The organism is Curtobacterium phoenicis (assembly GCF_047238015.1).
Taxonomy (GTDB): Bacteria; Actinomycetota; Actinomycetes; order Actinomycetales; family Microbacteriaceae; genus Curtobacterium.
Genome location: NZ_JBDFLZ010000002.1, coordinates 38,901 through 62,261 on the forward strand (window position 1 = coordinate 38,901; position 23,361 = coordinate 62,261).

Here is a 23,361-nt window from a genome sequence, read left to right on the forward strand (position 1 = left end):
TGGTACGGTCGTGTCATGGCAGTCGAACTCAGCACCTGGGATGCCCAGGGCACACCGACGACACCCACGTTCTCCACCATGCGGTTCCCCGCGGGTGAGGCGCACGTCAAGGTCGTGGACGACGCCGACGCGGGGGCGACCACCGAGATCGCGACCCTGCGCGGCACGAGCGGTGACGACCTCCTCATGCTCGGCATGTGGGCGGACGCCGTCCGGCAGCGGGGTGCGCGGTCCGTCGCGCTCGTCCCGTACCTCCCCGGCGCACGGCAGGACCGCGGCCTCCCCTTCGGCGCGAAGGTCTACGCCGACGTCGTCAACGGCTTCCACATCGACCAGGTGATCGCGTTCGACCCGCACTCGCCGGTCATCGTCGGACTGGTCGAGCGGCTCACGGTGGTCACGAGCGAGCAGGTCGTGTGCGACGCCGTGCTCGCCGGATCTGACTACAGCGGCGTGATCGCCCCGGACAAGGGCGCGGTCGCTCGCGCATCGGCGGTCGCCAGCACAGCGAACCTGCCGCTCTTCCGCGCCGAGAAGCACCGCAACCCCGGCACCGGGAAGCTCGACGGGTTCTCCTGCGAGCCGCTCCCGGAGACCGGCCGCCTCCTGGTCGTCGACGACATCTGCGACGGCGGCGGGACCTTCATGGGCCTCGCCGGCTCGACCGGACTCCCGAAGGAACGGCTCGGCCTCTGGGTCTCGCACGGCGTCTTCTCCGGCCGCGCCCCGCAGCTCGCCGACCACTTCGGAGAGATCGTCACCACCGACTCGTACCCGGCGCAGAACGACGTGCCGGGCCTGCGCACCGTCCCGCTCAGCCCGTACCTCACGAAGGAGATCCGATGACGCACACCGCAGCCACCAGCACGACGACGGGCATCGAGCCCCGCATCACCACCCCGAGCCCGATCGCCCCGCTGCTGGCCGTCGACGGCTACAAGCACTCGCACCGGCAGGTCTACCCGGCCGGCACGACCCGGATCCTCATCAACTGGACGAACCGGTCGAACAGCCACATGCCCGAGTCCACCCACGCCGTGGTGTTCGGTCTGCAGGCGTTCATCCAGCGCCACCTCAACGAGGCCTGGGCGCCGTTCTTCGCCGCCGACGAAGACGAGGTCGCGGGCCTGTTCGAGCAGGCGCTGCAGGGGTACTTCGGCCCGAACCACATCGGGACCGACCACGTCCGAGCGCTGCACCGACTCGGCTACCTGCCACTCGACGTCAAGGCCCTGCCCGAGGGCACCCTCGCCCCGATCGGCGTCGCGACCCTGACCATCGAGAACACGATCGACGAGTTCTTCTGGCTCCCGAACTACATCGAGACCGCTCTCTCCGCGTCCATCTGGCACCCGTCCACCGTCGCGACGAAGGCGCTCGAGTACCGCGACCTCATGGAGGAGTGGGCAGACCGGACCGGCGCCGACCCCGCGAGCATCGACTTCGCCGCCCACGACTTCTCGTTCCGGGGGCAGTCGAGCATCGAGTCGGCCGCCGCTGCCGGCGCGGGGCACCTGCTCTCGTTCCTCGGCACCGACTCGATGCCGTCGCTCGACTTCATCGACCGCTACTACCCGGGCGACAACGGCTGGGTCGGCGCGAGCGTCCCCGCGACCGAGCACAGCGTCATGTGCGTGCGCGGTGCCGACGGCGAGCTCGAGACCTTCGAGCAGATCCTCGACGTCTACCCGACCGGCATCGTCTCCGCGGTGAGCGACGGCTTCGACCTGTTCAAGGTGATCACCGAGACCCTCCCGCAGCTCAAGGACCGCATCACGGCCCGCGACGGCAAGCTCGTCATCCGCCCGGACTCGGGCGACCCGGTCGACATCGTCACCGGCACGGTGCACGGCGTCCCCGTGGACGAGCTGTTCCGCCCCGGACGGAGCAACGAGGAGAAGGGCGTCGTCGAGCTCCTCGACGAGCTGTTCGGCCACACCGTCAACGAGCAGGGCTTCAAGGTCCTCGACCAGCACATCGGCGTGATCTACGGCGACAGCATCACCCTCGACCGCGCCCGGCGCATCTACAAGCGCCTCGCCGCCAAGGGCTACGCGAGCGACAACATCGTCCTCGGGATCGGGTCGTACACGTACCAGTACATGACCCGCGACAACCTCGGCAGCGCGGTGAAGGCGACCTGGGCCCTCGTCGACGGGAAGCCGGTCGACATCCAGAAGGACCCGAAGACCGGCAGCGGGAAGAAGAGCGCGAAGGGCCGGATCGCCCTGCACCGCGACGCGGACGGTGAGATCCGGCAGACCGACGAGGCGAGCGCCGAGGACGAGGCCACGAGTCTCCTCCAGACGGTGTGGGTCGACGGACGCTTCACCGTCCTGCAGTCGTTCGCGGACGTCCGTGCCACCCTCCGCGCGGAGCGGGCCGATCGCGCAGCCCGCCGGGCGCGCGCGTGACCGGCGCCGTCTCCGCGGCCCGCGACCAGCCGCTCATCGCGATCGACGTCGTCCCGATGTCCTTCACGACGTCGGACGGTCTGCGGGTCGCGACCGCGCGGAGGCCGTACGCCCCCTTCGCCGGCCGGGAGGCACTGCCCGGCGTGCTCCTGGAGGCTGCGGAACGCCTCGTCGACGGTGCGCGACGAGCACTGCGGACCAAGACCGGGATCGGGGCGGCTGCGGTCCGGCACCTCGCGCAGGTCGGCGCGTTCGACGGACCGTCGCGCGACCCGCGGGACGCAGCGATCAGCATCGCGTTCATCGCGGTGACGAGGCCGGGGGTGGACGCCCCGCCCGCGGTCTGGCGGCCGGTCGACGGGGCCGAGCCGGGCCTCCCGTTCGACCACGACGCGATCGTCCGGACCGCCGTCGACCAGGTGCGGACCCGGCTGTGGCGCGACGTCCCGCTGACCCGAGCGCTGCTCGGCGACGTCTTCACGACCTCGGCCGCGGCACAACTGCACACGGCGCTGCACGGCAGCGCCCCGGACGCGGGCAACCTCAACCGCTCCCTGCGCACGAACGCGGCCCTCGTGCGAGCCACGGAGCCCGCGGCGGCGAGCACGCGGGGCGGGCGTCCCCCGGCGACCTGGACGTGGGCGGACTGAGCGCGGTTGGCTGGGGTCATGTCCGCTTCGCTGTCCGGTGACGACTCCCTGCACCTGCCCGAGTTCGACGCGCCGCCGTCGTCGCCGATCGACCTCGCCCGGCAGTGGCTCCACGACGCCGACGAGCGAGACGTGTCCGAGCCGATGTCGATGACCCTCGCCACCGCGGGCGCCGACGGCCGGGTGTCCGCACGCACGGTGGACGTGAAGCGCCTCGAGGACGACGGACTCGTGTTCGGCACCTCCACGCTCAGCCCGAAGGGTCGACAGCTCGCCGAGAACCCACACGCGGCGCTCCAGGTGTACTGGCGGGAGACCATGCAGCAGCTCCGGTTCGAGGGTCGAGTCGTGCAGCTCTCCGACGAGGCGTCCGACGCCCTGTTCGCCGACCGGTCGCCGAAGTCCCGCGCCGCGACCGCGATCGCCGACCAGTCGGACGTGCTCGAACCGCGGACCTTGCAGGACCTCATCGACGACGCGAACGTGCTGCTGTCGGACACGGACGACGACGTACCCCGCCCGGAGGGCTGGGTGGCCTGGCGACTCGAACCCGAGATCGTGGAGTTCTGGCACGGCAGCCGAGACCGGATGCACCGACGCCTGCAGTACGTCCGGACGCCCGACGGGTGGGACGCCGCGCGGCTCCAGCCGTAGCGGGATCGCGCCCCGGAACGACCGGCCCGGTCCCCTAGAGCTTCTTGATCGGGGCGATCTTGATGAGCAGCTTCTTGCGACCGGCGGAGTCGAACGCGATCTCCGCGATGCGCTTGGCTCCTTGACCGGTCACCGCGGACACCGTGCCCTCGCCGAAGTCGAGGTGCTTGATGCGGTCACCGGCGACCAGCTCGAGGTCGCCGTTGTCGCGGACCTGCCCGGACACCCGGTTCGCCCACTCGGTCTTCGGGCGGGTCTTCTGCGCCGCGGCCGCACGGTCGTACGAGCCGCCACCCCAGCCTCCGCCGCCGCGGTACCCCCCGCCGCCACCGGCACCGCCGATGCCACCGCGTCGGGCGTTCAGGGCGCGGGGCTCGGTGCCGCCGCGGCTGTTCGCCATGCCCGGCGACTGCTTCCACTCGATCAGCCCCTCGGGGATCTCCTGCAGGAAGCGCGACGGCATCGCCACGTTCACGTCGCCGAACTGGGCTCGGGTCATCGCCAGGGACAGGAAGAGCGACTTCTTCGCGCGGGTGATGCCCACGTAGAAGAGCCGGCGTTCCTCCGCCGGACCACCGGGCTCGTTCGCGGACATCCGGTGCGGGAGGAGGTCTTCCTCGACGCCGGTCAGGAACACCGCGTCGTACTCGAGGCCCTTCGCCGTGTGCAGCGTCATGAGCGAGACCGTGCCGGAGGAGTCGTCGAGCTCGTCCGCAGCCGCCACGAGGGAGACCTCGGTCAGGAAGTCGGAGAGCGTGCCGTCCGGGTTGTTCTTCTGGAACTCGCGCGTCACGGCCACGAGCTCGTCGATGTTGTCCGCCCGCGCAGCGTCCTGCGCGTCCGGTGACTTCCGCAGGTTCTCGAGCAGCCCGGACCCGTCGAGCAGCTGCGTGAGGGTGTCGACGACGGGCTGGTCCTGCGCCTTGGCGGAGACCTCGTCGAGGAGCGCCGCGAACGCCGTGATCGCGGTCCGGACCTTCGGGCCGAAGCCGAGCTCATCCGCGTGGCGCAGGGCCTCGCGCATGGTCGTCTCGTGCTCGTCGGCGTAGCGCTGCAGGGTCGTCTCGGTGACCGCGCCGATGCCGCGCTTCGGGACGTTGAGGATGCGGCGGAGCGCCATCGGGTCGGCCGGGTTGGCGATCGTGATCAGGTACGCCATGGCGTCCTTGATCTCGGCACGCTCGTAGAACTTCGTGCCGCCGAGCACCCGGTACGGGATCGCCGCCCGAATGAAGATCTCCTCCAGCGCACGGGTCTGCGAGTTCGTCCGGTAGAAGACCGCCATGTCGCGGTAGGCCGTGCCGCCCTCGTGCAGCCGCTGGACCTCGTCCGCGACGAACTGTGCCTCGTCGTGGCCGGTGTACCCGGTGAAGCCGACGATCTTGTCGCCCGCGCCCACGTCGGTGAACAGGTTCTTCGCCTGCCGGTCGAAGTTGTTCGCGATGACGGCGTTCGCGGCGTCGAGGATGTTCTGCGTCGACCGGTAGTTCTGCTCGAGCAGGATGACCTTCGAGTTCGGGAAGTCCCGCTCGAACTCGACGATGTTGCGGATGTCGGCGCCGCGGAAGGCGTAGATCGACTGGTCCGAGTCGCCGACGACCGTCAGCGAGGCGGGCGCGATCGAGCCGTCACGCTCCCGCATGCGCTCGACGTGCTGGCCGGCGTCCTCGAGTGCGTCGACCTGCTCGACCGGCACCGGGCGGGTGAGCTCGCGGATCAGGGCGTACTGCGCGTGGTTGGTGTCCTGGTACTCGTCGACGAGGATGAACCGGAACCGCCGCTGGTACAGCGCCGCGACGTCCGGGAATGCCCGGAACAGGAAGACCGTCTGCCCGATGAGGTCGTCGAAGTCGAAGGCGTTCGCCCGACGGAGCTCGTCGGTGTAGCGACGGAACACCTGGGCGAACATGACGTCTTGCGGGTCGTTCGCGTTGATGTTACGGACGTAGGTGTCGACGTCCTGCAGCTCGTTCTTGAGCTTCGAGATCTTCGACGCCGCTGCCCCGACGGTGAGCCCGAGCTGGTCGGCCTCGTACTCCTTGATGATCCGCTTGAGGAGGGCACGCGAGTCGGCGGAGTCGTAGATGGTGAACGACTGCGAGAACCCGAACCGCTCGGCTTCGCGCCGCAGGATGCGCACGCACGCCGAGTGGAACGTCGAGATCCACATGCCCTCGGCCTCGTTGCCGACGAGGGCACGGACCCGCTCGCGCATCTCGGCCGCGGCCTTGTTCGTGAACGTGATCGCGAGGATCTGGGACGGCCAGGCCTCACGGTTGGCGAGCAGCAGCGCGATGCGTCGCGTGAGGACACTGGTCTTGCCCGAGCCGGCACCCGCGACGATGAGCAGGGACTCGCCGCGGTACTCCACGGCTTCCTTCTGCTGGGGGTTCAGACCCGCGGTGAACGGGTCCTCGTAGGCAGCGGCCCCGCCACCCTGCTCGGGGGACGAGTCGAATGGGTCCAGCACGATCGTCATGTCCGGGACAGTCTAGGCGGGGCTCCCGACAGCCGGACCGGGCCCGACGACCGAACGAGCGCGGACGGCGAGGTCCGTGTGGTCCGCGAACACCCCGTCCACGCCCGTCCGGATGATCGACGTGAACCACCGTTCCCAGTCGCCGTGCGCCGCGACGTCCCCGCCACGTCGGAGCGGTGCTGGCAGGAAACGGTTCTCCGGCCGCAGGGTCCAGGTGAACACGTCGAGCCCGGCGTCGTGCGCCCGGTCGACGATCGCGCTGCGGACCGGACCGCGGTCGTCCACCGCCCTGGTGTCCACCCCCGCCATCAGGGTCTTGAGGTCGACGCTGATCCCGTGGAACTCGGTCGCGAGCTCCGCGAGCGCCTCGTCGGACCGCTCGGACGCGTAGGACGGAGCCAGCGACCCGTGGGACGCGACCTCGTCGGCGGCGCTGCCCCGCGCCTCCTGGAGGTACACGAGCCGGCCACCCGTCCGTCGCGAGCGGAGGTCACGGAGGACGCCCTTCTCGAAGCTCTCGACCGTGAGCCGCCCGTCCTGCCGCCAGCCCGCGGTCGCGAGCACCTCGTCGAGCATCGCCCCCATCGGGAACCCCGACTGCTCGAAGAAGGTGGCGTGCTTGACCTCGGCCACGAGCCCGACGGGTCGCGGAGCACCGTCGAGGATCGCGAGCAGGTCCTCGAGGCGCAGGATCGGGTCCTCGCCGTCGTGCGCTGCCGACAGCGGTCGCAGGGCGGGCAGGCGCTCGCGCGTCCGCAGGGTCTGCAGCTCCGCCCACGTGAAGTCCTCGGTGAACCAGCCGGTCAGGGCCTGCCCGTCGACCGTCTTGGTGGTCCGACGGTCGGCGAACTCCGCGTGCTCGGCGACGTCCGTCGTGCCGGAGATCTCGTTCTCGTGCCGCAGCACGAGGACGCCGTCGCGCGTCGGGACGAGGTCCGGTTCGATCGCGTCGCACCCCATCGCGATCGCGAGGTCGTAGGCGCTGCGCGAGTGCTCGGGACGGTGTCCGGACGCGCCGCGGTGGGCGATGACGAGGGTCATGCGTGCACGGTACCGGCCTGGAGGCGCGGCTCGCTGCCGCCGTCCAGCCCACCTCCGACGGGTACTCAGGCCTGCCACGGCCAACTCCGAGCCTGGCCTGCGACGATCGCCGCAGGCGACCACGGGACAGCCGTTCCGCTCGCCGCGAATCCACAGCCTTCGGGGCCGCCAGGTCCGTAGGCTGAGAGGACTCGAATCATCCATGAGAGGACACCATGGCCTTCAAGCCCGGTTTCGACCAGTCCCCCGCCTTCAACGACGCGGGCCGGAACGCCTGGGGCGCGGGCGCCGGACAGCAGCAGGCTGGCTGGGGTCAGACGCCGCAGGCCGGCATGACGCCCGAACAGCTGCAGTACATGTACGACCGCCCGTCGGCATCGACCGTCGACACGGATCGCATGTCGTACGAGGACACCATCGTCAAGACGCTCCTCGCGTTCGGCGTGCTCGTCGTCGGCGCGGTGGCCGGTTGGAACCTCCCGCCGGTCGTGTGGATCGTCGCAATGGTGGTCGGCTTCGTCCTCGCCCTGGTGAACACCTTCAAGAAGAAGCCGTCGCCCGCGCTCGTCCTGACCTACGCCGGTGTCGAGGGTCTGTTCGTCGGTGGCATCTCGGCGACGTACCAGGCCGCGTTCGGCGGCATCGTCCCGCAGGCGGTGTTCGGCACCCTCGGTGTCTTCGGCATCACGCTCGCGCTCTTCGCTTCCGGCAAGGTGCGTGCGACCCCGAAGATCACCCGGTTCTTCCTCGTCGCGATGGTCGGCTACCTGGTCTTCCAGCTCGTCAACCTCGTGCTCATGTGGACGGGTGTGACGCAGGGCACGTTCGGACTGATGAGCCAGCCGAGCTTCCTCTTCGGGATCCCGTGGGGCGTGCTCATCGGCATCCTCGTCGTGCTGATGGCGGCGTACTCACTCGTCCTCGACTTCGACCAGATCAAGACGGGCGTCCAGCGTGGTGCCCCCCGGATCTACGCGTGGACCGCGGCGTTCGGACTCGTCGTGACGGTCGTGTGGCTGTACCTCGAGATCCTGCGCATCCTCGCCATCATCGCGAGCAGCTCGCGCAACTAGCACCAGCGCAACACGGAGGGCCCCGGCGTACTCGCCGGGGCCCTTCGTCGTCCCTCGACGGGTGCGGGAGCTCGTCGCCGTGACCGAGGTTCCACGACATGCCGCTCGGGTTCACCGGGGTTCCACGAACCGTGCGCGGGGCCCGCGAGGATGCCGAGATTGCGGAACCTCGGGGAGGACATCGCGCACGCGCCCCGCACGCACCCCCGCACGCACCCCCGCACGCACGTCCCCGCCGCACGCGAGCGCCCCGCACGCACGAGGGCCCGGCACGCAGAATGCGTGCCGGGCCCTCGTATCAGGGAGTGGTTACTCCCACTCGATCGTCCCCGGCGGCTTCGACGTGACGTCGAGCACGACGCGGTTCACGTCCGGGACCTCGTTCGTGATGCGGTTCGAGATCTTCGCGAGGGTGTCGTACGGCAGGCGCGTCCAGTCGGCGGTCATGGCGTCCTCGGACGAGACCGGACGCAGCACGATCGGGTGGCCGTAGGTGCGACCGTCGCCCTGGACACCGACCGAGCGGACGTCGGCGAGCAGGACGACCGGGCACTGCCAGATCTCTTCGTCGAGGCCGGCTGCGGTGAGTTCCTCGCGGGCGATCTTGTCGGCCGCGCGCAGCAGTTCGAGGCGGTCCTTCGTGACCTCGCCCACGATGCGGATGCCGAGCCCCGGGCCGGGGAACGGCTGGCGTCCGACGATGACCTCGGGCAGCCCGAGCTCACGACCGACCGCGCGGACCTCGTCCTTGAACAGGGTGCGCAGGGGCTCGACGAGCTCGAACGTCATGTCCTCGGGCAGGCCGCCGACGTTGTGGTGCGACTTGATGTTCGCCGTGCCGGATCCGCCGCCGGACTCGACGACGTCGGGGTAGAGCGTGCCCTGGACGAGGAACTTGACCTCGCCCGAGTCGGAGTCGGACGCCGCTGCGTCAGCGCGGGCCTCGAGCACGAGGACCTCCGCCGCCGCCTCGAACGTGCGGATGAACTCACGGCCGATGATCTTGCGCTTCTGCTCCGGGTCGCTCACGCCGGCGAGGGCGTCGAGGAACTGCTGCTCGGCGTCGACCGTGACGAGCCGGACACCGGTCGAGGCGACGTAGTCCTCTTCCACCTGCTTGCGCTCGTCGGCGCGCAGCAGCCCGTGGTCGACGAAGACGCACGTCAGCTGGTCACCGACCGCCTTGTGCACGAGGGCTGCGGCCACGGCCGAGTCGACGCCGCCGGACAGCCCGGCGATGACCCGCGCGGACCCGACCTGCTCCTTGATCCGCGCGACCTGCTCGTCGATGACGTTGGCGGAGTTCCAGTCGCCGGGGAGGCCTGCGGCACGGTGCAGGAAGTTCTCGAGGACGGCCTGGCCGAAGACCGAGTGCTTGACCTCGGGGTGCCACTGGACGCCGTAGAGCTTGCGCTCGTCGGACGCGAACGCGGCGACCGGGGTCGAGGCGCTCGACGCGAGGACCTCGAAGCCCTCCGGGGCCTTCGCCACGGAGTCGCCGTGCGACATCCACGTGACCTGCGACGCCGGCTGGTCGCCGAGGAGCACGCTGTCGGTGCCCGTGACGGTGACGTCGGTCGCGCCGTACTCGCGCTGGCCGGTCTGCGCGACCTCGCCGCCGAGGGCGGTCGCCATGGCCTGGAAGCCGTAGCAGATGCCGAGCACCGGGACGCCGAGGTCGAGGATGTCGCCGTCGAGCGCGGGCGCACCCTGCTCGTAGACGGACGACGGACCGCCGGAGAGCACGATGGCCGCCGGGTCCTTCGCCTTCACCTCGTCCGCGGTGATCGAGTGGGGGACGATCTCGCTGTAGACGTTGGCCTCGCGCACACGGCGAGCGATGAGCTGCGCGTACTGGGCTCCGAAGTCGACGACGAGGACGGGACGCTGGTCGGTCTCGCTCACCGAGCGGCCTCCTTCTCACGCTGCTGGGCAGCGGTCAGCTCGTGGTAGGTCTCCATGGCCTTCTGCTGCATGCGGTGCTCGACCACGAAGGACATGAACGGGATGATGCCGCCGAGGGCGATGAGCAGGAAGCGCGAGGGCCTCCAGCGCATGATGCTCCACAGACGGAAGTCCGTGAAGAGGTAGAGGACGTACAGCCAGCCGTGCGCGATGAGGATCGCGATCGAGAGGTTGAACGTGCCGGGGGCTTCGCCGGCCGTGCCGTTCGGGACGAAGAACGGGCCGTTGCCGAGCTGCATCTCGAGCTGCAGCGGCGTGTACTTGATGATGACCTCGACCACGAGGGCGAGGAGCAGGACACCGGTGATGTACGCGGAGACGCGGTACCACTTCACCGCACCCGGGATCTTCGGGACGTCGCGGGGTCGGACGGTCAGGGCCATATCCGCCATCCTACCGTCGGTCGAGGAGGGCCCCGTCGGTGCTCGCCCCGTCGGCGCTGAGCAGGCGCTCACGGCGTTCCTCCTCCTCACGCTCGAAGGCGTCCTTCACGAAGCGGTACCAGAGGAAGACCGCGAACCCGGCGAACACGACCCACTCGATCGCGTAGAAGAGGTTCAGCCAGTCGAACTGGACCTCGCGCGTGGGGGCACGGTCGGCGATCGTGCCGAGGTCGGCGGCCTTCGCGGTCGAGGCGTCGGCGACGACGTACCCGAGGTACATGCGGTCGTCGAACTGCTTCCACGTGTTGACGAACCGGGCCGGCGCGACGGCCGAGTACTCGCCCTTGTCGTAGGTGTCCTGGTCGGGGGACTCCTCCGGGTAGAGCCGGCCCTCGACCGTCATCGTCTTCCCGTCGGCGAGCCGGTCTCCGCCGGCGACCGCCGCGGCTCGTCGGTCGGACCAGCCGATCACCACGGGGAGGCTCGCACCCGTCCCGGAGTCGACCAGGTGACCGACGGTCTGGTAGGTCCCGCCGCCGCTCCGCCCGGTCAGGACGGTCGTGTCACCCGCGACGAACGTGCCGGTGACGGTGATCTTCTGCCCGGCGAGGGACTCGGTGACGGGCTGCATCGGTGCGAGCGCGTCGTCGAGGGTCTTCTGCGTCTCGGTCGTCGCCGGGAGGGGCTTGCCGTTCTGGATGCTCCGCTCGAGCTGCCACTTGCCGAGGAACGCGAACACCGCCGCGAGCACGAGCGCCAGCAGCAGCAGCGCGATCCACTTCGGTCGACGGGCGACGGCCCACATTCGTATCAGTACTCCGGATCGCGCTGGCGGGCCGGGCGCTTCGGGCGCTCGGCGGGGATCTCGACCGACGACGTCACGGGTTCGTCGCGGGGCTCCGGTGCACCATTCTCCCGCTCTTCCCTCCCAGCGGCCTCCACGAGGGCGAACTCCTCCGCGAACTGGCGGTCTCGTTCGGCGCGACGAGCAGCCCGCGAGGCGTCCTCGTCAGCGACGGCGGCCGCGGCGGCGGTGTCGATCGCCTCGTCGAGTGCCGGACCCGCCGGGATCCCGGCACCGGCCGGGTGACTGCCGACCCCCGCGCCGGCGCCGCGACCGAGCCGAGCGCGGAGGCGCTGGCGCAGCCGCGCGACCCGCGCCGGACGCACCACGAGGCGGCCGATGCGGTCCGAGTTCACGGCGAGCAGCGGACCGAGGACGGCCATGACGAGGACGTAGAGGCCCGCGAACGCGGTGATCCGCGCCTCCAGGCCGGCGGCGGCCGAGAGCGTCGCGAGGATGAGCGCGAACTCGCCGCGGTTCACCAGGATGACCGCGGTGTTGATCCCTTGCTGGACGTTGAACCCGTTCATCCGGGCGACGATCTGCCCGGCGACGGCGTTGAGCACGACGGTCATGCCGATCGCGCCGAGGACCGGCCAGAGCACCTCGCCGAACGTCGACAGGTCGAGACCGAGGCCGAAGTTCACGAAGAAGAACGCCGCGAAGACGTCGCGCATCGGCAGGGCGAGCTGCTCGATGCGGTCGCGGTAGCGCGTGGCACCGCAGAGCAGGCCGATCACGAACGCCCCGATCGCGTCCGTCACGCCGAGGATCTCGCCGATGCCACCGAACATCACCGCGAGGCCGAAGAAGAGCACCGTGAAGAGCTCGTCGTCGCGGGTGGCGAAGATCCGCGAGACCCACCTGCCGGCGAACCGGGCGAGGGTGAACATCACGATGAGGAAGCCGAACGCGAGCGCGAGCTTCCCGACGACGCCCCAGACGTTGGTGTCGCCGGAGAGCACGACCGACACGATCGCCAGGTAGATGGCGATGAAGACGTCCTCGATGACCGTGACGCCGAGGATCATCGGTGTCTCGTCGTTCGCGAGCCGCCGGAGCTCGATGAGGAGCTTCGTGACGATCGCACTCGACGACGTCGCGGTCATGCCCGCGATGATCAGGGCCTCGCGGGTGCCCCACCCGAGCGAGAACCCGAACGCGAACCCGATGCCCATGTTGATGGCGACGTAGGTGCCGCCGGACACGAGGAGCTTGCCGGCGTTGCCGTAGAACTCCTCCTGGTCGAACTCGAGCCCGAGGTTGAACAGGAGGAGGACGAGCCCGAACGTCGCGATCAGCTCGATCGTGTCGGACTCGACGCTCAGGCCGAACCAGGGCGTGTGCGGGCTCGCGACGAGCCCGACGACCATGTAGATCGGGATGGCCGGCAGGCCGATGGTCTTGCCGAGGCGTCCGAGGACGTAGGCGATGACGAAGAGCACACCGATGGTGAGCAGCTCACCACCCAGGTGCACGCGTCAGCTCCGGCGCGGGGCCTCGGCCGAGGCGGCCGCAAGCTCTCCGCTGCGGTAGAACGAGAACGCCTTCGCGACCTTCTCGGGCGCTCCGGCCACGACGATGGTGTCGCCCGGGAACACGACGAAGTCCGGGGAGGGGGCGGGGTTGGCGCTGTCACCACGGACCACCGCGACGACGGTCAGGCCGATGAACCCCGAGTCGTGCAGGTCACCGAGGGGCTTGCCCGCGATGGCGTCCTCGTAGTCGACGGAGAACCAGTCGATGCTGAGGCCGGGGATCTCGTCGAGCTTGTCGAGGCCCTCGGTGATGCGGGTGCCGCCGAGCAGCTCCGCGAGGGTGTGCGCTTCGTCCTCACTGAGGCGCAGCGACACCTTCTCCGACTTGTCCGCGCCGTCCGAGACGTCCGCGAAGGAGATGAGGTCGGAGTGTCCCGACCGGTGCGTGATGACACCGCACTTGCCACCGTCGTCGGTGTAGAAGCTGTGCAGCACGCCGACTCCGGGGAGCTTGACGCGATGGACGTCGACCATGAGATGGCCTCCCTTTCCGAGTACCACGATGATAACCACCGGCGGGGTCGGGGCATTCCGGCGGTCGGCATCGTCCTCCGGGCCGATGCGGGTGGACGCGCGGCGAGGCTACGGTCGCCGCATGACCTCCAGGACCGTCCCGATCGCGGGCGCCGCCGTCGTCGTCGCCTACGCAGCACTGCTCGCGGTGAACGCGCTCGTGGCCGAGCCGCTCTCGGTCGCCCCGGACCGCCCGCTCGCGTCGGTGTACGCGCACGTGGACGCGATGGGGAACTCCTCCGCACAGGACGCCGTCGGCGCGCTCGTCGTCGCCGGGATCGGCGCGCTGCTCGGCATCGGCGTCGCGGTGCTCGGCGTCCGGCAGCACCTGCCCACCACCGTCGTCGTGATCATGCACCTCGGCCTGGTGGTCCTCGGCGCAGGCGCGGTCTTCCAGTCGTCGTGGTTCCTCGGGATGGACCTCGCGGACTCCTACCCGGGCTCCGACGGCCCGCACACCGTCTGGCCGACGGTGCTCGGCTGCACGAGCGCAGTCGCGGTCGTCGCGATCCTGGCGGTCCTGACGGCCGCCGCCGACCGCACGCGACGCCAGGCGGGCGCATCCGACGGGGGCGCGGGCGTGTGACGGACGCGCACCGCGCCTCCAGGCCGGTCTGGAGGCACGGTGCGGGTCGGCGACGTGCGTCGCCTAGCGGGGTTCGCTCGTCTTCTCCCCGACCACCTGCTCGTCGGACGCCTTCGCGCCGTCCGCACCGTCCGACCGGCCGCCGCCGACGACGACGTCGTCCTCGTCGAAGCCGAACGCGATGTCCGGCGCTTCGAGGCGGACACGGTCGGCCGACTCGTCGTCGGGCTGGAGCTGCGACGCGCGCTCCGCGGCGACGCGCTTGAGGTAGTTCGCGACCTCGTTCTCGGTGGTCTCCTGGTCCCAGCCGAGGACGTCGGCCATGAGCTTCGCCGCGACCGGTGCCGCAGACTCACCGCGGTCCCACGCCTCGATCGAGATGCGGGTCCGGCGGGCGAGGACGTCCTCGAGGTGCAGCGCGCCCTCGTGCGAGGCCGCGTAGACGACCTCGGCGCCGATGTAGTCGTCCGCCTGCGGGAGCGGCTCGGCGAGCGAGGGGTCCTGCTCGACGAGCTGGAGGACCTCGGTGGCGAGCGTGCCGTAGCGGTTGAGCAGGTGCTCGATCCGGACCTTGTGCACGCCGACCTGCCGTGCCGTGCGACCGCGGCGGTTCCACGCCGCCGGGTAGCCCTCGGCGCCGAGCAGCGGGATGTCCTCGGTCGTCGACTCCGGGATCCTGCCGTCCATCGCGGCGACGGCCTCGTCGATGGCGTCCTTCCCCATCACGCGGTAGGTCGTCCACTTGCCGCCCGCGACCACCACCAGGCCCGGGGCGGTGTGCGCGACGACGTGCTCGCGGCTGAGCTGCGAGGTCTGGTCCGACTCCCCCGCGAGCAGCGGTCGGAGGCCGGCGTAGACACCCTCGACGTCCTCGCGGGTGAGCGGGACCGCGAGCACCTTGTTGACGTGCTCGAGGATGTAGTCGATGTCCGCTGCGGTCGCCGCCGGGTGCGCCTTGTCGAGGTTCCAGTCGGTGTCGGTGGTGCCGACGAGCCAGTGCCGACCCCACGGGATCACGAAGAGGACGCTCTTCTCGGTGCGGAGGATCATGCCCGTGTTCGACTGGAAGCGGTCGCGCGGGATGACGAGGTGGACGCCCTTCGACGCACGGACCTTGAACTGCCCGCGGGTGCCGACCATCGCCTGCGTGTCGTCGGTCCAGACGCCGGTCGCGTTGACGACCTGCTTCGCCCGGATGTCGAACTGCTCCCCGGTCTGGATGTCGTGCGCATGCGCCCCGACGACCCGCTCCCCCACCTTGATGAAGCCCTCGATGCGGACGCGGCTCGCGGCGTGGGCGCCGTAGGACGCGGCCGTGCGGACGAGCGAGGCGACGTAACGGGCGTCGTCGACCTGGGCGTCGTAGTAGGTCATGCCGCCGATGAAGGCGTCCTTCTTCAGGCCCGGCATGTTCTTGAGCACCTGCTTGCGGCTGAGGTGCCGGTGGTGTGGGACACCCGGGGGACGACCGCCGGACCAGCTGAACACGTCGTACATCGCCATGCCGATGCCGATGTAGAAGCGCTCCCACACGCGGTGGTTCAGCGGGTAGAGGAAGCGCACGGGCTTCACCAGGTGCGGAGCGATGCGCTGGAGGAGCAGGCCGCGTTCGATCAGTGCCTCGCGGACGAGCGCGAAGTTGAGCTGCTCGAGGTAGCGGATGCCGCCGTGCACGAGCTTCGACGAGCGGCTGGACGTGCCCGATCCCCAGTCGCGTGCCTCGACGATCCCGACGCTCAGCCCACGGGTGGCGGCGTCGAGTGCGCTGCCGGCACCGACGATGCCGCCGCCGACGACGAGGACGTCGACCTCGTGCTCCTTGAGTGCGGCGATCGCCGCGGCGCGTTCGTCGGGTCCGAGCTTCACGGTCGGGTCGAACCCGACACCGCCGGGCAGGCCGTCGGTCGTGGTGCTGGTGGTCGTTGCCTTCGCCATGGTCGCCTCCGGTTCACGGGCGGCGCCGGAGCGTCACTGCTGGTGGTACGGCGCCACGACCACTTCTACTCGCTGGAACTCCTTGACGTCGGAGTATCCGGTCGTCGCCATCGACCGACGCAGGGCGCCGACGATGTTCGCGCGCCCGTCCCACGTCGGGGTCGGACCGTGCAGGACGTTCTCGAGCGGTGCGATCGTGCCGACCTCGACCCGGCGGCCGCGGGGCAGCTCCGGGTGGTGCGCCTCGGCACCCCAGTGGAAGCCGCCGCCGGGAGCCTCGGTCGCCCGGGCCAGCGCGGTGCCGAGCATGACGGCGTCGGCACCCGTGGCGATCGCCTTGACGACGTCGCCCGCGGTGTCGAGGCCGCCGTCGGCGATGACGTGCACGTACCGGCCGCCGGACTCGTCCATGTAGTCGCGCCGGGCACCGGCGACGTCCGCCACCGCGGTCGCCATCGGCGCGTGGATGCCGAGCGCCGCACGCGTGGTGGACGCCGCGCCGCCGCCGAAGCCGACGAGGACACCGGCGGCACCGGTGCGCATGAGGTGGAGCGCCGACGTGTAGGTCGAGGCGCCGCCGACGATGACCGGGACGTCGAGCTCGTAGATGAACTTCTTGAGGTTGAGGGGCTCCTCGTCCTGCGAGACGTGCTCGGCCGAGACGGTCGTGCCGCGGATGACGAACAGGTCGACACCGGCGTCGACGACGGTCTGCGAGAACTCCTGCGTGCGCTGCGGGCTCAAGGAGCCGGCGACGGGGACCCCTGCAGCCCGGATCTCGGCCAGGCGTGCGGTGATCAGCTCGGCCTTGATCGGCTCGGCGTAGATCTCCTGCATGCGCTTCGTGACGTTGCCGTCGGCGAGGGCCTTGATCTCCTCGTAGTACGGCGCCGGGTCCTCGTAGCGGGTCCACAGACCCTCGAGGTCGAGGACACCGAGGATGCCGAGCTTGCCCATCTGGATGACCGTGGCCGGGGAGGCGACGGAGTCCATCGGGGCGGAGAGGATCGGTGACTCGAACGTGAACGCGTCGATCGTCCACTGGACGTTGACGTCGCGCGGGTCACGCGTGCGTCGCGAGGGGACCACCGCGATGTCGTCGAACGCGTACGCCCGCCGTCCGCGCTTGCCTGCACCGATCTCGACTTCACTCACGCGCACAGCCTAGCGGGCGGCCTCCACGGGGGTCCCCGACCGGGTGGACGGTCCCGCACCGACCGTGCAGCCCGCTGCTCGCCCCACCGCGTCACCCCTCGCCGTCGTGCGGAGTGCGGTCTCGACCAGGTCGGACAGCAGGTCGGGGTAGTCGATGCCGACCGACGCGAACATCTTCGGGAGCTGGGACTGCGCGGTCAGGCCGGGCATCGTGTTCACCTCGTTGAGGACGACCTCGCCCCCGGGCGTGACGAAGCAGTCCACCCGTGCGAGCCCGGCGCAGCCAAGCCGGGTGAAGAGCGTCCGGGCGACCGCCTCGATGCGCTCCCCGACGACGGGGGTGAGCGGTGCCGGCAGCACGAACCGGGCGGAGCCGTCGTACTTCGTGTCCGCGTCGAAGAACCCGTCCGCCGCGTTGAGCACCTCGAGCGGCGGACCCACGACGAGCGCACCGTCCGGGCGCTCGAGGACGGCGACGTCGACCTCGCGGCCGGGCACCATCCGCTCGACGAGCACGCGGTCGTCGAGGGCGAAGGCCTCGGCGAGCGCGACGTCGAGCTCGTCGGCGGTGTCGACGCGGCTGACGCCGAAGCTCGACCCGCCCGCGACGGGCTTGACGATCCAGGGCAGGGGACCGACGGACTCCGTGAGCGCGGCGGCGTCGACGGTCGGCGCCTCGGCGCGGGTGAGCAGGGTGCCCGGCGCGACCGCGACCCCCGACGCCTCGGCCACGAGCTTCGTCGCCCACTTGTCCATCGCGATCGCCCCCGCACCGACGGGCGACCCGACGACGGGCACCCCGGCGAGGGCGGCGAGCGCCGCGAGCGACCCGTCCTCGCCGTCCGGACCGTGCACGGCGGGGAACACGACGTCGGCCGAGGCGAGCACGGCGGCGGCCTCGGGGAACGAGCACGGCAGGCCGGCCGAGCGCCACCCGCCGTCGCGGTCGATGGTCAGGCGCACGACCGCGTACCGGGTCGGGTCGAGGGCGGACGCGACCGAGGCGGCACTCGCGAGCCCCACCTCGTGCTCGCTGTTGGCGCCGCCGCCGATGACGGCGACGCGGACGGGCTCGGTGGTGCTCATGCGGTGCTCCTGCTGTTCGAGGTGTCGACGGCGCGCTCGATGCGGCCGCCGAGTCCGGTGACGATCTCGTGGGGGTTCGTGTCGGCCCACGCAGCCCACTCCGCGGCCGTGGGTCCGGCGGCGACGGGTGCGGTCTCGGCGAGCGCGGCGCCGGGCTGCCCGGCGGTGCGGGCCGGGCCGTCGATCAGCGTGGCGACCTCGCCCGGCACCACGGGCGGCCCGGGCAGTCCGGTCACGTCGAGCACGACCTGGTCCATGTTGATCCGCCCCACCACCGGCACGAGTCGGCCGCGCAGGCCCACGCACGCGGATCCGGAGGCGGCGCGGGGGACCCCGTCCGCGTACCCGACCGGCAGCACGGCGAGCACGGTGTCCCGTTGCGTGGTCCAGGTGCCGTCGTACCCGACCGGTGTCCCCGCACGGACCGACCGCACCGCGACGACCGGCGCGGTCACGGTCATGGCGGGGGCGAGTCCGGCGTGGGCGGGCCCGATGCCGACGAGCCCTGCACCGACGCGGACGGCGATCCCGGTGAGGTCGGCGCCGGCGAACGCGGCCGGGGTCCCACCGAGGTGCAGGTCGACCGGGTGTCCGAGCGTCAGGTCGGCCGCGAGTCCGGCGAGCCGCAGCAGGGTCGCCGCGCGCGCGGCCGAGGCACGGTCGGCGTTCGGCACGTGCCCCATCACCGCCCGGACGGACACGTGACCGGCACGCTCGGCGGTGGCTGCGGCGTCGAGGAGCCCCTGCCAGCGATGGGGTTCGGCGCCCTCGCGCGCCATCCCGGTGTCGATGTGGAGGTGCACGACGACGGGGGTGCGCGCCCGGCGTCCGGCGTCGGTCACCGCTGCCAACGTGTCCTCGTCGCCGACCGCGACCTCGACCCGGTCCCGCGCGGCGGCGGCGAAGTCGGCTCCGGGCAGGTGCAGCCAGCAGACCAGACGGGCGTCGACGCCGACGGCTCGGAGCGCGAGCGCCTCGCCGAGCGTGGCCGTCCCGAGCGCGACGGCCCCCGCGGCGAGCGCGGTGCGGCCGACCAGCTCGGCACCGTGGCCGTACCCGTCGGCCTTCACCACGGCGACGAGGTCGTGTCCGCGGGCGGTGACCCGGCGGACGTTCGCGGCGATCGCGGCGGGGTGCACGGTCCGCAGCGGTCTGACCGTCGGTGTGAACGGCACCGACGCGGTGAGGACGGTCATGCGACGACCCGAGGGTCTCCCGCGCCGGAGTCGCGGACCGCGGCGCCGGGCGCCTCCGGGACCGCCTCGTAGCGTGCGGCGGCGGCACCGGTCCGGTGTGCCCAGTAGCGGTCGCCGTGGCTCCAGTGCCACCACTCGGTCTCGTAGTTCACCATGCCGACGGGCTCGAGGACATCGGCCAGCAGTGCCCGGTTCGCCCGGGCTTCGTCGTCGATGTCCGGGGATGCCGTGAAGCAGCGGCCGCCGCTCTGCTCGGGGGTGTCGTCGATCGCCGTGCCCATCCACAGCTGCTCGCCGTCGTCGCCGACGAGGGTGCAGTCCACCGCGGCACCCGCGACGTGCGGAGCCGCCTGCGCGGGTGCGACGAAGCGGGAGACGAGGTCGTCGAGCTCGGCGGAGGAGGCCTGCGGGTGCAGGGCGGCGAGTGTCGCGCGGTAGTCGGCGATGATCGCGCACTGCGCCGCGAGGGTGCGGTAGCCCTCGACGACGAGCAGGTGCACGCCGGCGGGCAGGGCGCGGTCGGCGCGGGCGAGGCGCTGCGCCACACTGCGGCGGACGAGTCCGCCGGCACCGGTCGAGGAGGTCCGGACCCCGAGGTCGGCCAGGCGCACCAGCGGCTCGAGCGTCGGGCGGACGGGGACCGCGAGGACGCGAGGGTCGTTGATGAGCGTGGTCACGCACCCAGCGTGTCGGCAGGGTGCGCGCGGCGGATCGGGGCCGCGGGTGAGCACTGTCCTCCCGGAGGATGAACCGCGTTCAGCCGCGCGACCGACGCTTCCGCAGGACCCGCAGTGCGAGACCGAGGAGGACCGCGAGCACGACGAGCACGACGAGGAGCACCGCGGCGACCTTCACGAGCAGTGCGGCGCCGACGAACAGTGCCGCGAAGAGCAGCCAGACGACGGCGTCGAGCGCGAGGGGTCCGAGCGGACGGGAGCCGCGCGGACGGGGGTCGGAGGTGCGCACGCGCGCAACGGTAGCCGACCGGCGGGGCCGGCCCGTGCCTCCAGGCCGGTGTGCGGCGGGACCCGGCAGCCCACGTACCCGGACCACCGGGACCAGGCAGACGGGAATGGGGCCGTGCGGCGCGGAGCGTCCACGCACGGCCCCACCCGGTGCGGATCCCACCCCCACAGCGGGACCCGCGGCCGACCGGCGCTACCGCGCCGAGTCGACGTCCTTGGCGAGCGTCCCCAGGTACAGCTCGATGACCTTCGGATCGTCGGCGAGCTCACGCCCGGTGCCCGAGTACGCGTTCCTCCCCTGGTCGAGCACGTACCCACGATCGCAGATCTGCAGACAGCGTCGCGCGTTCTGCTCCACCATGATGATCGACACACCGGCCTTGTTGATCCGGCGTGTGCGGATGAACGTCTCGTCCTGCCGCACGGGCGACAGGCCGGCGCTCGGCTCGTCGAGGAGCAGCACCTTCGGGTCCATCATGAGGGCGCGTGCCATCGCCACCGACTGGCGCTCACCGCCCGAGAGCGACCCCGCGCGCTGGTTCCGTCGCTGCGCGAGCACCGGGAAGAGGTCGTAGATGACCTCGAGGCGCTCGGCGAACTTCTTCGGACGCAGGTAGAGCCCCATCTGCAGGTTCTCCTCGATGGAGAGCGACGGGAACACGTTGTTCGTCTGCGGGACGAAGCCGACGCCCGCCTGGACGAGCTTGTTCGCCTTGAGGTTCGTGATGTCCTCGCCCTGCAGCGTGACCGAGCCCTCGCGGATGGACACGAGGCCGAACAGCGCCTTGAGGAGCGTCGACTTGCCGGCGCCGTTCGGGCCGATGATGCCGATGAGCTCGCCTGGGTAGCAGTCGAGGTCGCAGCCGTTCAGGATGTTCACGCCGGGCAGGTACCCGGCGACGAGGTTCTTCGCACTGAGGACCGGTTCGCCACGGTCCAGGGTGGCGGTCGCGCCGGTCGCGTCGGTCGCCGGACTGGAGGCGCGGCTCGCGTTCGTGGGGTCGGTTGCGTCGGTCATCGGGTCGCCTCCTGCTCGTCCTCTTCCTTGACCTCTTCGGCGAGCTCCTCGTAGGTCTCCTCGGTGAGGAGCGAGTCGTCGCCCAGGTCGGTGTCGTGGTGGGCGCCGAGGTACGCGTCGATGACGGCCTGGTCGTCCATCACGGTGTCCGCAGGCCCCTCGGCGACGACCTTGCCCTCGGCCATCACGACCACCCAGTCCGAGATGTGCCGGACCATGTGCATGTCGTGCTCGACGAAGAGCACGGTCATGCCGTCGTCGCGCAGGGACTGGATGTGCCCGAGGAGCGACTGGGTCAGCGCCGGGTTCACGCCGGCCATCGGCTCGTCGAGCATGATCATCGTCGGGTCGGACATGAGCGCCCTCGCCATCTCGAGGAGCTTCCGCTGGCCGCCGGACAACGAACCGGCGTAGTCGTCCGCCTTCGTGTCGAGCTTGAAGCGGGCGAGGAGCTCCTCGGCCTTCGCGGTGATGGCCCGCTCGCGGGGACGCCAGAGGGCGGGCACGAGCGCGGCGAAGAAGTTCTCGCCGGGCTGGTCGCGCGCACCGAGCAGCATGTTCTGCATCACCGTGAGCCGCGAGAGCGCCTTGGTGAGCTGGAACGTGCGGACCATGCCCTTGTTCGCGATGTGCGTCGCGCTCGTCTTCTGGAGCGTGTCGCCGTTGAAGCGGGTCGTCGCGCCGGGGCGCGGCTTGTCGAACCCGGTGAGCAGGTTGAAGAACGTCGTCTTGCCGGCGCCGTTCGGACCGATCAGCGCGGTGATCGAGCCGCGCTGGACCTCGAGGTGGTCGACGTCGACCGCGGTCATGCCGCCGAAGCGCCGGGTGACGGTGTCGACCGTGAGGATCGGGTCGGCCTTGGGGTGGCTGTACTCAGACACTGAACGTCAGCTCCTTCTTGTTGCCGAGGAGTCCCTGTGGACGGAACACGATGAGGAGCATGAGCGCGACGCCGACGAGCACGTAGGAGAACTGCTCCGCCTGCTGCTGGTTCATGATCGAGTCGGGGATGAAGTCGCTCGCCACCGTGCGGATGAAGAGTCGGACGACGAAGAACAGCACGGCGCCGAGCACCGGCCCGAACACCGTCGCCGCACCGCCGAGGATGAGCGCGGTCCAGATGAAGAACGTCATCGAGCGGCCCATGGCGTCGGGTTGCACGGAACTCGGCAGGACGTAGATCACGCCGGCCAGGGCTCCGAGCGCGCCACCGAAGACGAGCGCCTGCATCTTGTACGAGTAGACGTTCTTGCCGAGGGAGCGCACGGCGTCCTCGTCCTCGCGGATCGCCTTCACGACCCGGCCCCAGGGGCTGCGCATGAGGAGGAACAGCACGAGGGTGAACAGGGCGACGAGGCCCCACGCCGCGATCCGGATCCACCAGCCGTTGACACCGTTGTTCGCGTAGGTGAACCACAGGATCGTCGTGGTGCCGTCGGGCAGGGGGCTCAGCGCGTTGAACGGGTCACGGTAGCTCGCGCCGGTGATGCCGTTCGATCCGCCGGTGGTGTCGGTGAGGAGGCTCGATCGGCCGACCATGCGGATGATCTCGGCGCCGGAGATCGTCACGATCGCCAGGTAGTCGCCGCGGAGCCGCAGGGTCGGGATGCCGAGGATGATCGCGAAGAGGATCGCGATCGCGAGGGCGATGAGCACCGCGACGACGAAGGGCAGGCCGTTCGTGATCGCGATGGCGAAGCCGTACGCGCCGAGCAGGAGGAACGCGGCCTGACCCATGTTGATGAGGCCGGTGAGCCCGAAGTGGATGTTCAGGCCGATCGCGGCGAGCGCGAACGCCGCCGTGGTCGGGGCGAGTGCCTCCTGCGAGAGCGCGGAGAGCAGGGAGAGGAAGTAGTCCATGGCGGC

General features: G+C 70.9%; 22 protein-coding genes. 6 read left to right on the forward strand and 16 right to left on the reverse strand.

The features are described from left to right. The first annotated feature begins 15 nt into the window (after nt 1-15). Genes ABC270_RS00205 through ABC270_RS00220 form a run of 4 tightly spaced genes read left to right on the forward strand, consistent with a single transcriptional unit; the run spans nt 16 to nt 3,718 of the window. Nucleotides 16-846 (forward strand): ribose-phosphate pyrophosphokinase, encoded by an 831-nt coding sequence (locus ABC270_RS00205; RefSeq protein WP_412878939.1) that lies wholly within the window; start codon nt 16-18, stop codon nt 844-846. Then, nucleotides 843-2,414, forward strand: a complete 1,572-nt coding sequence (locus ABC270_RS00210; RefSeq protein ID WP_412878940.1) for a nicotinate phosphoribosyltransferase — start codon at nt 843-845, stop codon at nt 2,412-2,414. The genes ABC270_RS00205 and ABC270_RS00210 overlap by 4 nt, the downstream gene beginning before the upstream one ends. Continuing rightward, complete coding sequence (locus ABC270_RS00215; RefSeq protein WP_412878941.1) at nt 2,411-3,064, forward strand: NUDIX hydrolase; 654 nt, start codon at nt 2,411-2,413, stop codon at nt 3,062-3,064. The genes ABC270_RS00210 and ABC270_RS00215 overlap by 4 nt, the downstream gene beginning before the upstream one ends. A gap of 18 nt (nt 3,065-3,082) precedes the next feature. Next, a complete protein-coding gene (locus ABC270_RS00220; protein ID WP_412878942.1) occupies nt 3,083-3,718 on the forward strand; it encodes a pyridoxal 5'-phosphate synthase in 636 nt (211 codons plus the stop codon). Nucleotides 3,719-3,752: 34 nt separating this feature from the next. Here ABC270_RS00220 and ABC270_RS00225 read toward each other — a convergent pair whose 3' ends face one another. Both ABC270_RS00225 and ABC270_RS00230 read right to left on the reverse strand, forming a co-directional pair. Beyond that, the gene (locus tag ABC270_RS00225) at nt 3,753-6,197 is read right to left on the reverse strand and encodes an ATP-dependent helicase (RefSeq protein ID WP_412878943.1); all 2,445 of its coding nucleotides are present in this window, start codon (nt 6,195-6,197) and stop codon (nt 3,753-3,755) included. A 12-nt stretch (nt 6,198-6,209) separates the two neighbouring features. Continuing rightward, nucleotides 6,210-7,238, reverse strand: a complete 1,029-nt coding sequence (locus ABC270_RS00230; protein WP_412878944.1) for a glycerophosphodiester phosphodiesterase family protein — start codon at nt 7,236-7,238, stop codon at nt 6,210-6,212. Nucleotides 7,239-7,453: 215 nt separating this feature from the next. Between ABC270_RS00230 and ABC270_RS00235 the strand changes: the two genes are divergently transcribed. Continuing rightward, the gene (locus ABC270_RS00235) at nt 7,454-8,311 is read left to right on the forward strand and encodes a Bax inhibitor-1/YccA family protein (RefSeq protein ID WP_412878945.1); all 858 of its coding nucleotides are present in this window, start codon (nt 7,454-7,456) and stop codon (nt 8,309-8,311) included. A gap of 309 nt (nt 8,312-8,620) precedes the next feature. Here the strand turns inward: ABC270_RS00235 and guaA are convergent, their stop codons facing one another. The 5 genes from guaA to ABC270_RS00260 are packed head-to-tail and all read right to left on the reverse strand — an operon-like array spanning nt 8,621 to nt 13,515. Beyond that, a complete protein-coding gene (guaA, locus tag ABC270_RS00240) occupies nt 8,621-10,216 on the reverse strand; it encodes a glutamine-hydrolyzing GMP synthase (protein WP_412878946.1) in 1,596 nt (531 codons plus the stop codon). Beyond that, a complete protein-coding gene (locus tag ABC270_RS00245; protein WP_412878947.1) occupies nt 10,213-10,659 on the reverse strand; it encodes a DUF3817 domain-containing protein in 447 nt (148 codons plus the stop codon). Before ABC270_RS00245 ends, guaA begins: the two co-directional genes overlap by 4 nt. A gap of 10 nt (nt 10,660-10,669) precedes the next feature. Then, nucleotides 10,670-11,464: an SURF1 family cytochrome oxidase biogenesis protein gene (locus ABC270_RS00250; RefSeq protein WP_412878948.1), complete on the reverse strand. Its 795-nt coding sequence runs from the start codon at nt 11,462-11,464 to the stop codon at nt 10,670-10,672. A gap of 5 nt (nt 11,465-11,469) precedes the next feature. Next, complete coding sequence (locus tag ABC270_RS00255; RefSeq protein WP_412878949.1) at nt 11,470-12,981, reverse strand: cation:proton antiporter; 1,512 nt, start codon at nt 12,979-12,981, stop codon at nt 11,470-11,472. Nucleotides 12,982-12,984: 3 nt separating this feature from the next. Then, a complete protein-coding gene (locus ABC270_RS00260; protein WP_058725426.1) occupies nt 12,985-13,515 on the reverse strand; it encodes a cation:proton antiporter regulatory subunit in 531 nt (176 codons plus the stop codon). A gap of 121 nt (nt 13,516-13,636) precedes the next feature. Between ABC270_RS00260 and ABC270_RS00265 the strand changes: the two genes are divergently transcribed. Beyond that, nucleotides 13,637-14,140, forward strand: a complete 504-nt coding sequence (locus ABC270_RS00265; RefSeq protein ID WP_412878950.1) for a hypothetical protein — start codon at nt 13,637-13,639, stop codon at nt 14,138-14,140. A gap of 63 nt (nt 14,141-14,203) precedes the next feature. Here the strand turns inward: ABC270_RS00265 and ABC270_RS00270 are convergent, their stop codons facing one another. The 9 genes from ABC270_RS00270 to ABC270_RS00310 form a co-directional block, all read right to left on the reverse strand. After that, nucleotides 14,204-16,075, reverse strand: coding sequence for a glycerol-3-phosphate dehydrogenase/oxidase (locus tag ABC270_RS00270; RefSeq protein WP_412878951.1), 1,872 nt, complete (start codon nt 16,073-16,075; stop codon nt 14,204-14,206). A 33-nt stretch (nt 16,076-16,108) separates the two neighbouring features. Continuing rightward, nucleotides 16,109-17,230: a GuaB3 family IMP dehydrogenase-related protein gene (locus tag ABC270_RS00275; protein ID WP_412878952.1), complete on the reverse strand. Its 1,122-nt coding sequence runs from the start codon at nt 17,228-17,230 to the stop codon at nt 16,109-16,111. Between the two features lie 9 nt (nt 17,231-17,239). Continuing rightward, nucleotides 17,240-18,316 carry a D-alanine--D-alanine ligase family protein gene (locus ABC270_RS00280; RefSeq protein WP_412878953.1) on the reverse strand — a complete coding sequence of 359 codons (1,077 nt, stop codon included), beginning with the start codon at nt 18,314-18,316 and terminating at the stop codon, nt 17,240-17,242. Continuing rightward, on the reverse strand, nt 18,313-19,512 hold the full coding sequence (gene alr, locus ABC270_RS00285) for an alanine racemase (RefSeq protein WP_412878954.1): 1,200 nt from the start codon (nt 19,510-19,512) through the stop codon (nt 18,313-18,315). Before alr ends, ABC270_RS00280 begins: the two co-directional genes overlap by 4 nt. Next, nucleotides 19,509-20,189 (reverse strand): M15 family metallopeptidase, encoded by a 681-nt coding sequence (locus tag ABC270_RS00290; protein ID WP_412878955.1) that lies wholly within the window; start codon nt 20,187-20,189, stop codon nt 19,509-19,511. Before ABC270_RS00290 ends, alr begins: the two co-directional genes overlap by 4 nt. 79 nt (nt 20,190-20,268) lie before the next feature. After that, nucleotides 20,269-20,478: a hypothetical protein gene (locus ABC270_RS00295; protein WP_412878956.1), complete on the reverse strand. Its 210-nt coding sequence runs from the start codon at nt 20,476-20,478 to the stop codon at nt 20,269-20,271. A gap of 192 nt (nt 20,479-20,670) precedes the next feature. Beyond that, nucleotides 20,671-21,495, reverse strand: a complete 825-nt coding sequence (locus ABC270_RS00300; RefSeq protein ID WP_412878957.1) for an ABC transporter ATP-binding protein — start codon at nt 21,493-21,495, stop codon at nt 20,671-20,673. Next, complete coding sequence (locus ABC270_RS00305) at nt 21,492-22,376, reverse strand: ABC transporter ATP-binding protein (protein ID WP_412878958.1); 885 nt, start codon at nt 22,374-22,376, stop codon at nt 21,492-21,494. The genes ABC270_RS00300 and ABC270_RS00305 overlap by 4 nt, the downstream gene beginning before the upstream one ends. Then, entirely contained in the window at nt 22,369-23,355 is a 987-nt protein-coding gene (locus ABC270_RS00310) for a branched-chain amino acid ABC transporter permease (RefSeq protein WP_412878959.1), read from the reverse strand. Before ABC270_RS00310 ends, ABC270_RS00305 begins: the two co-directional genes overlap by 8 nt. Nucleotides 23,356-23,361: the final 6 nt, after the last annotated feature.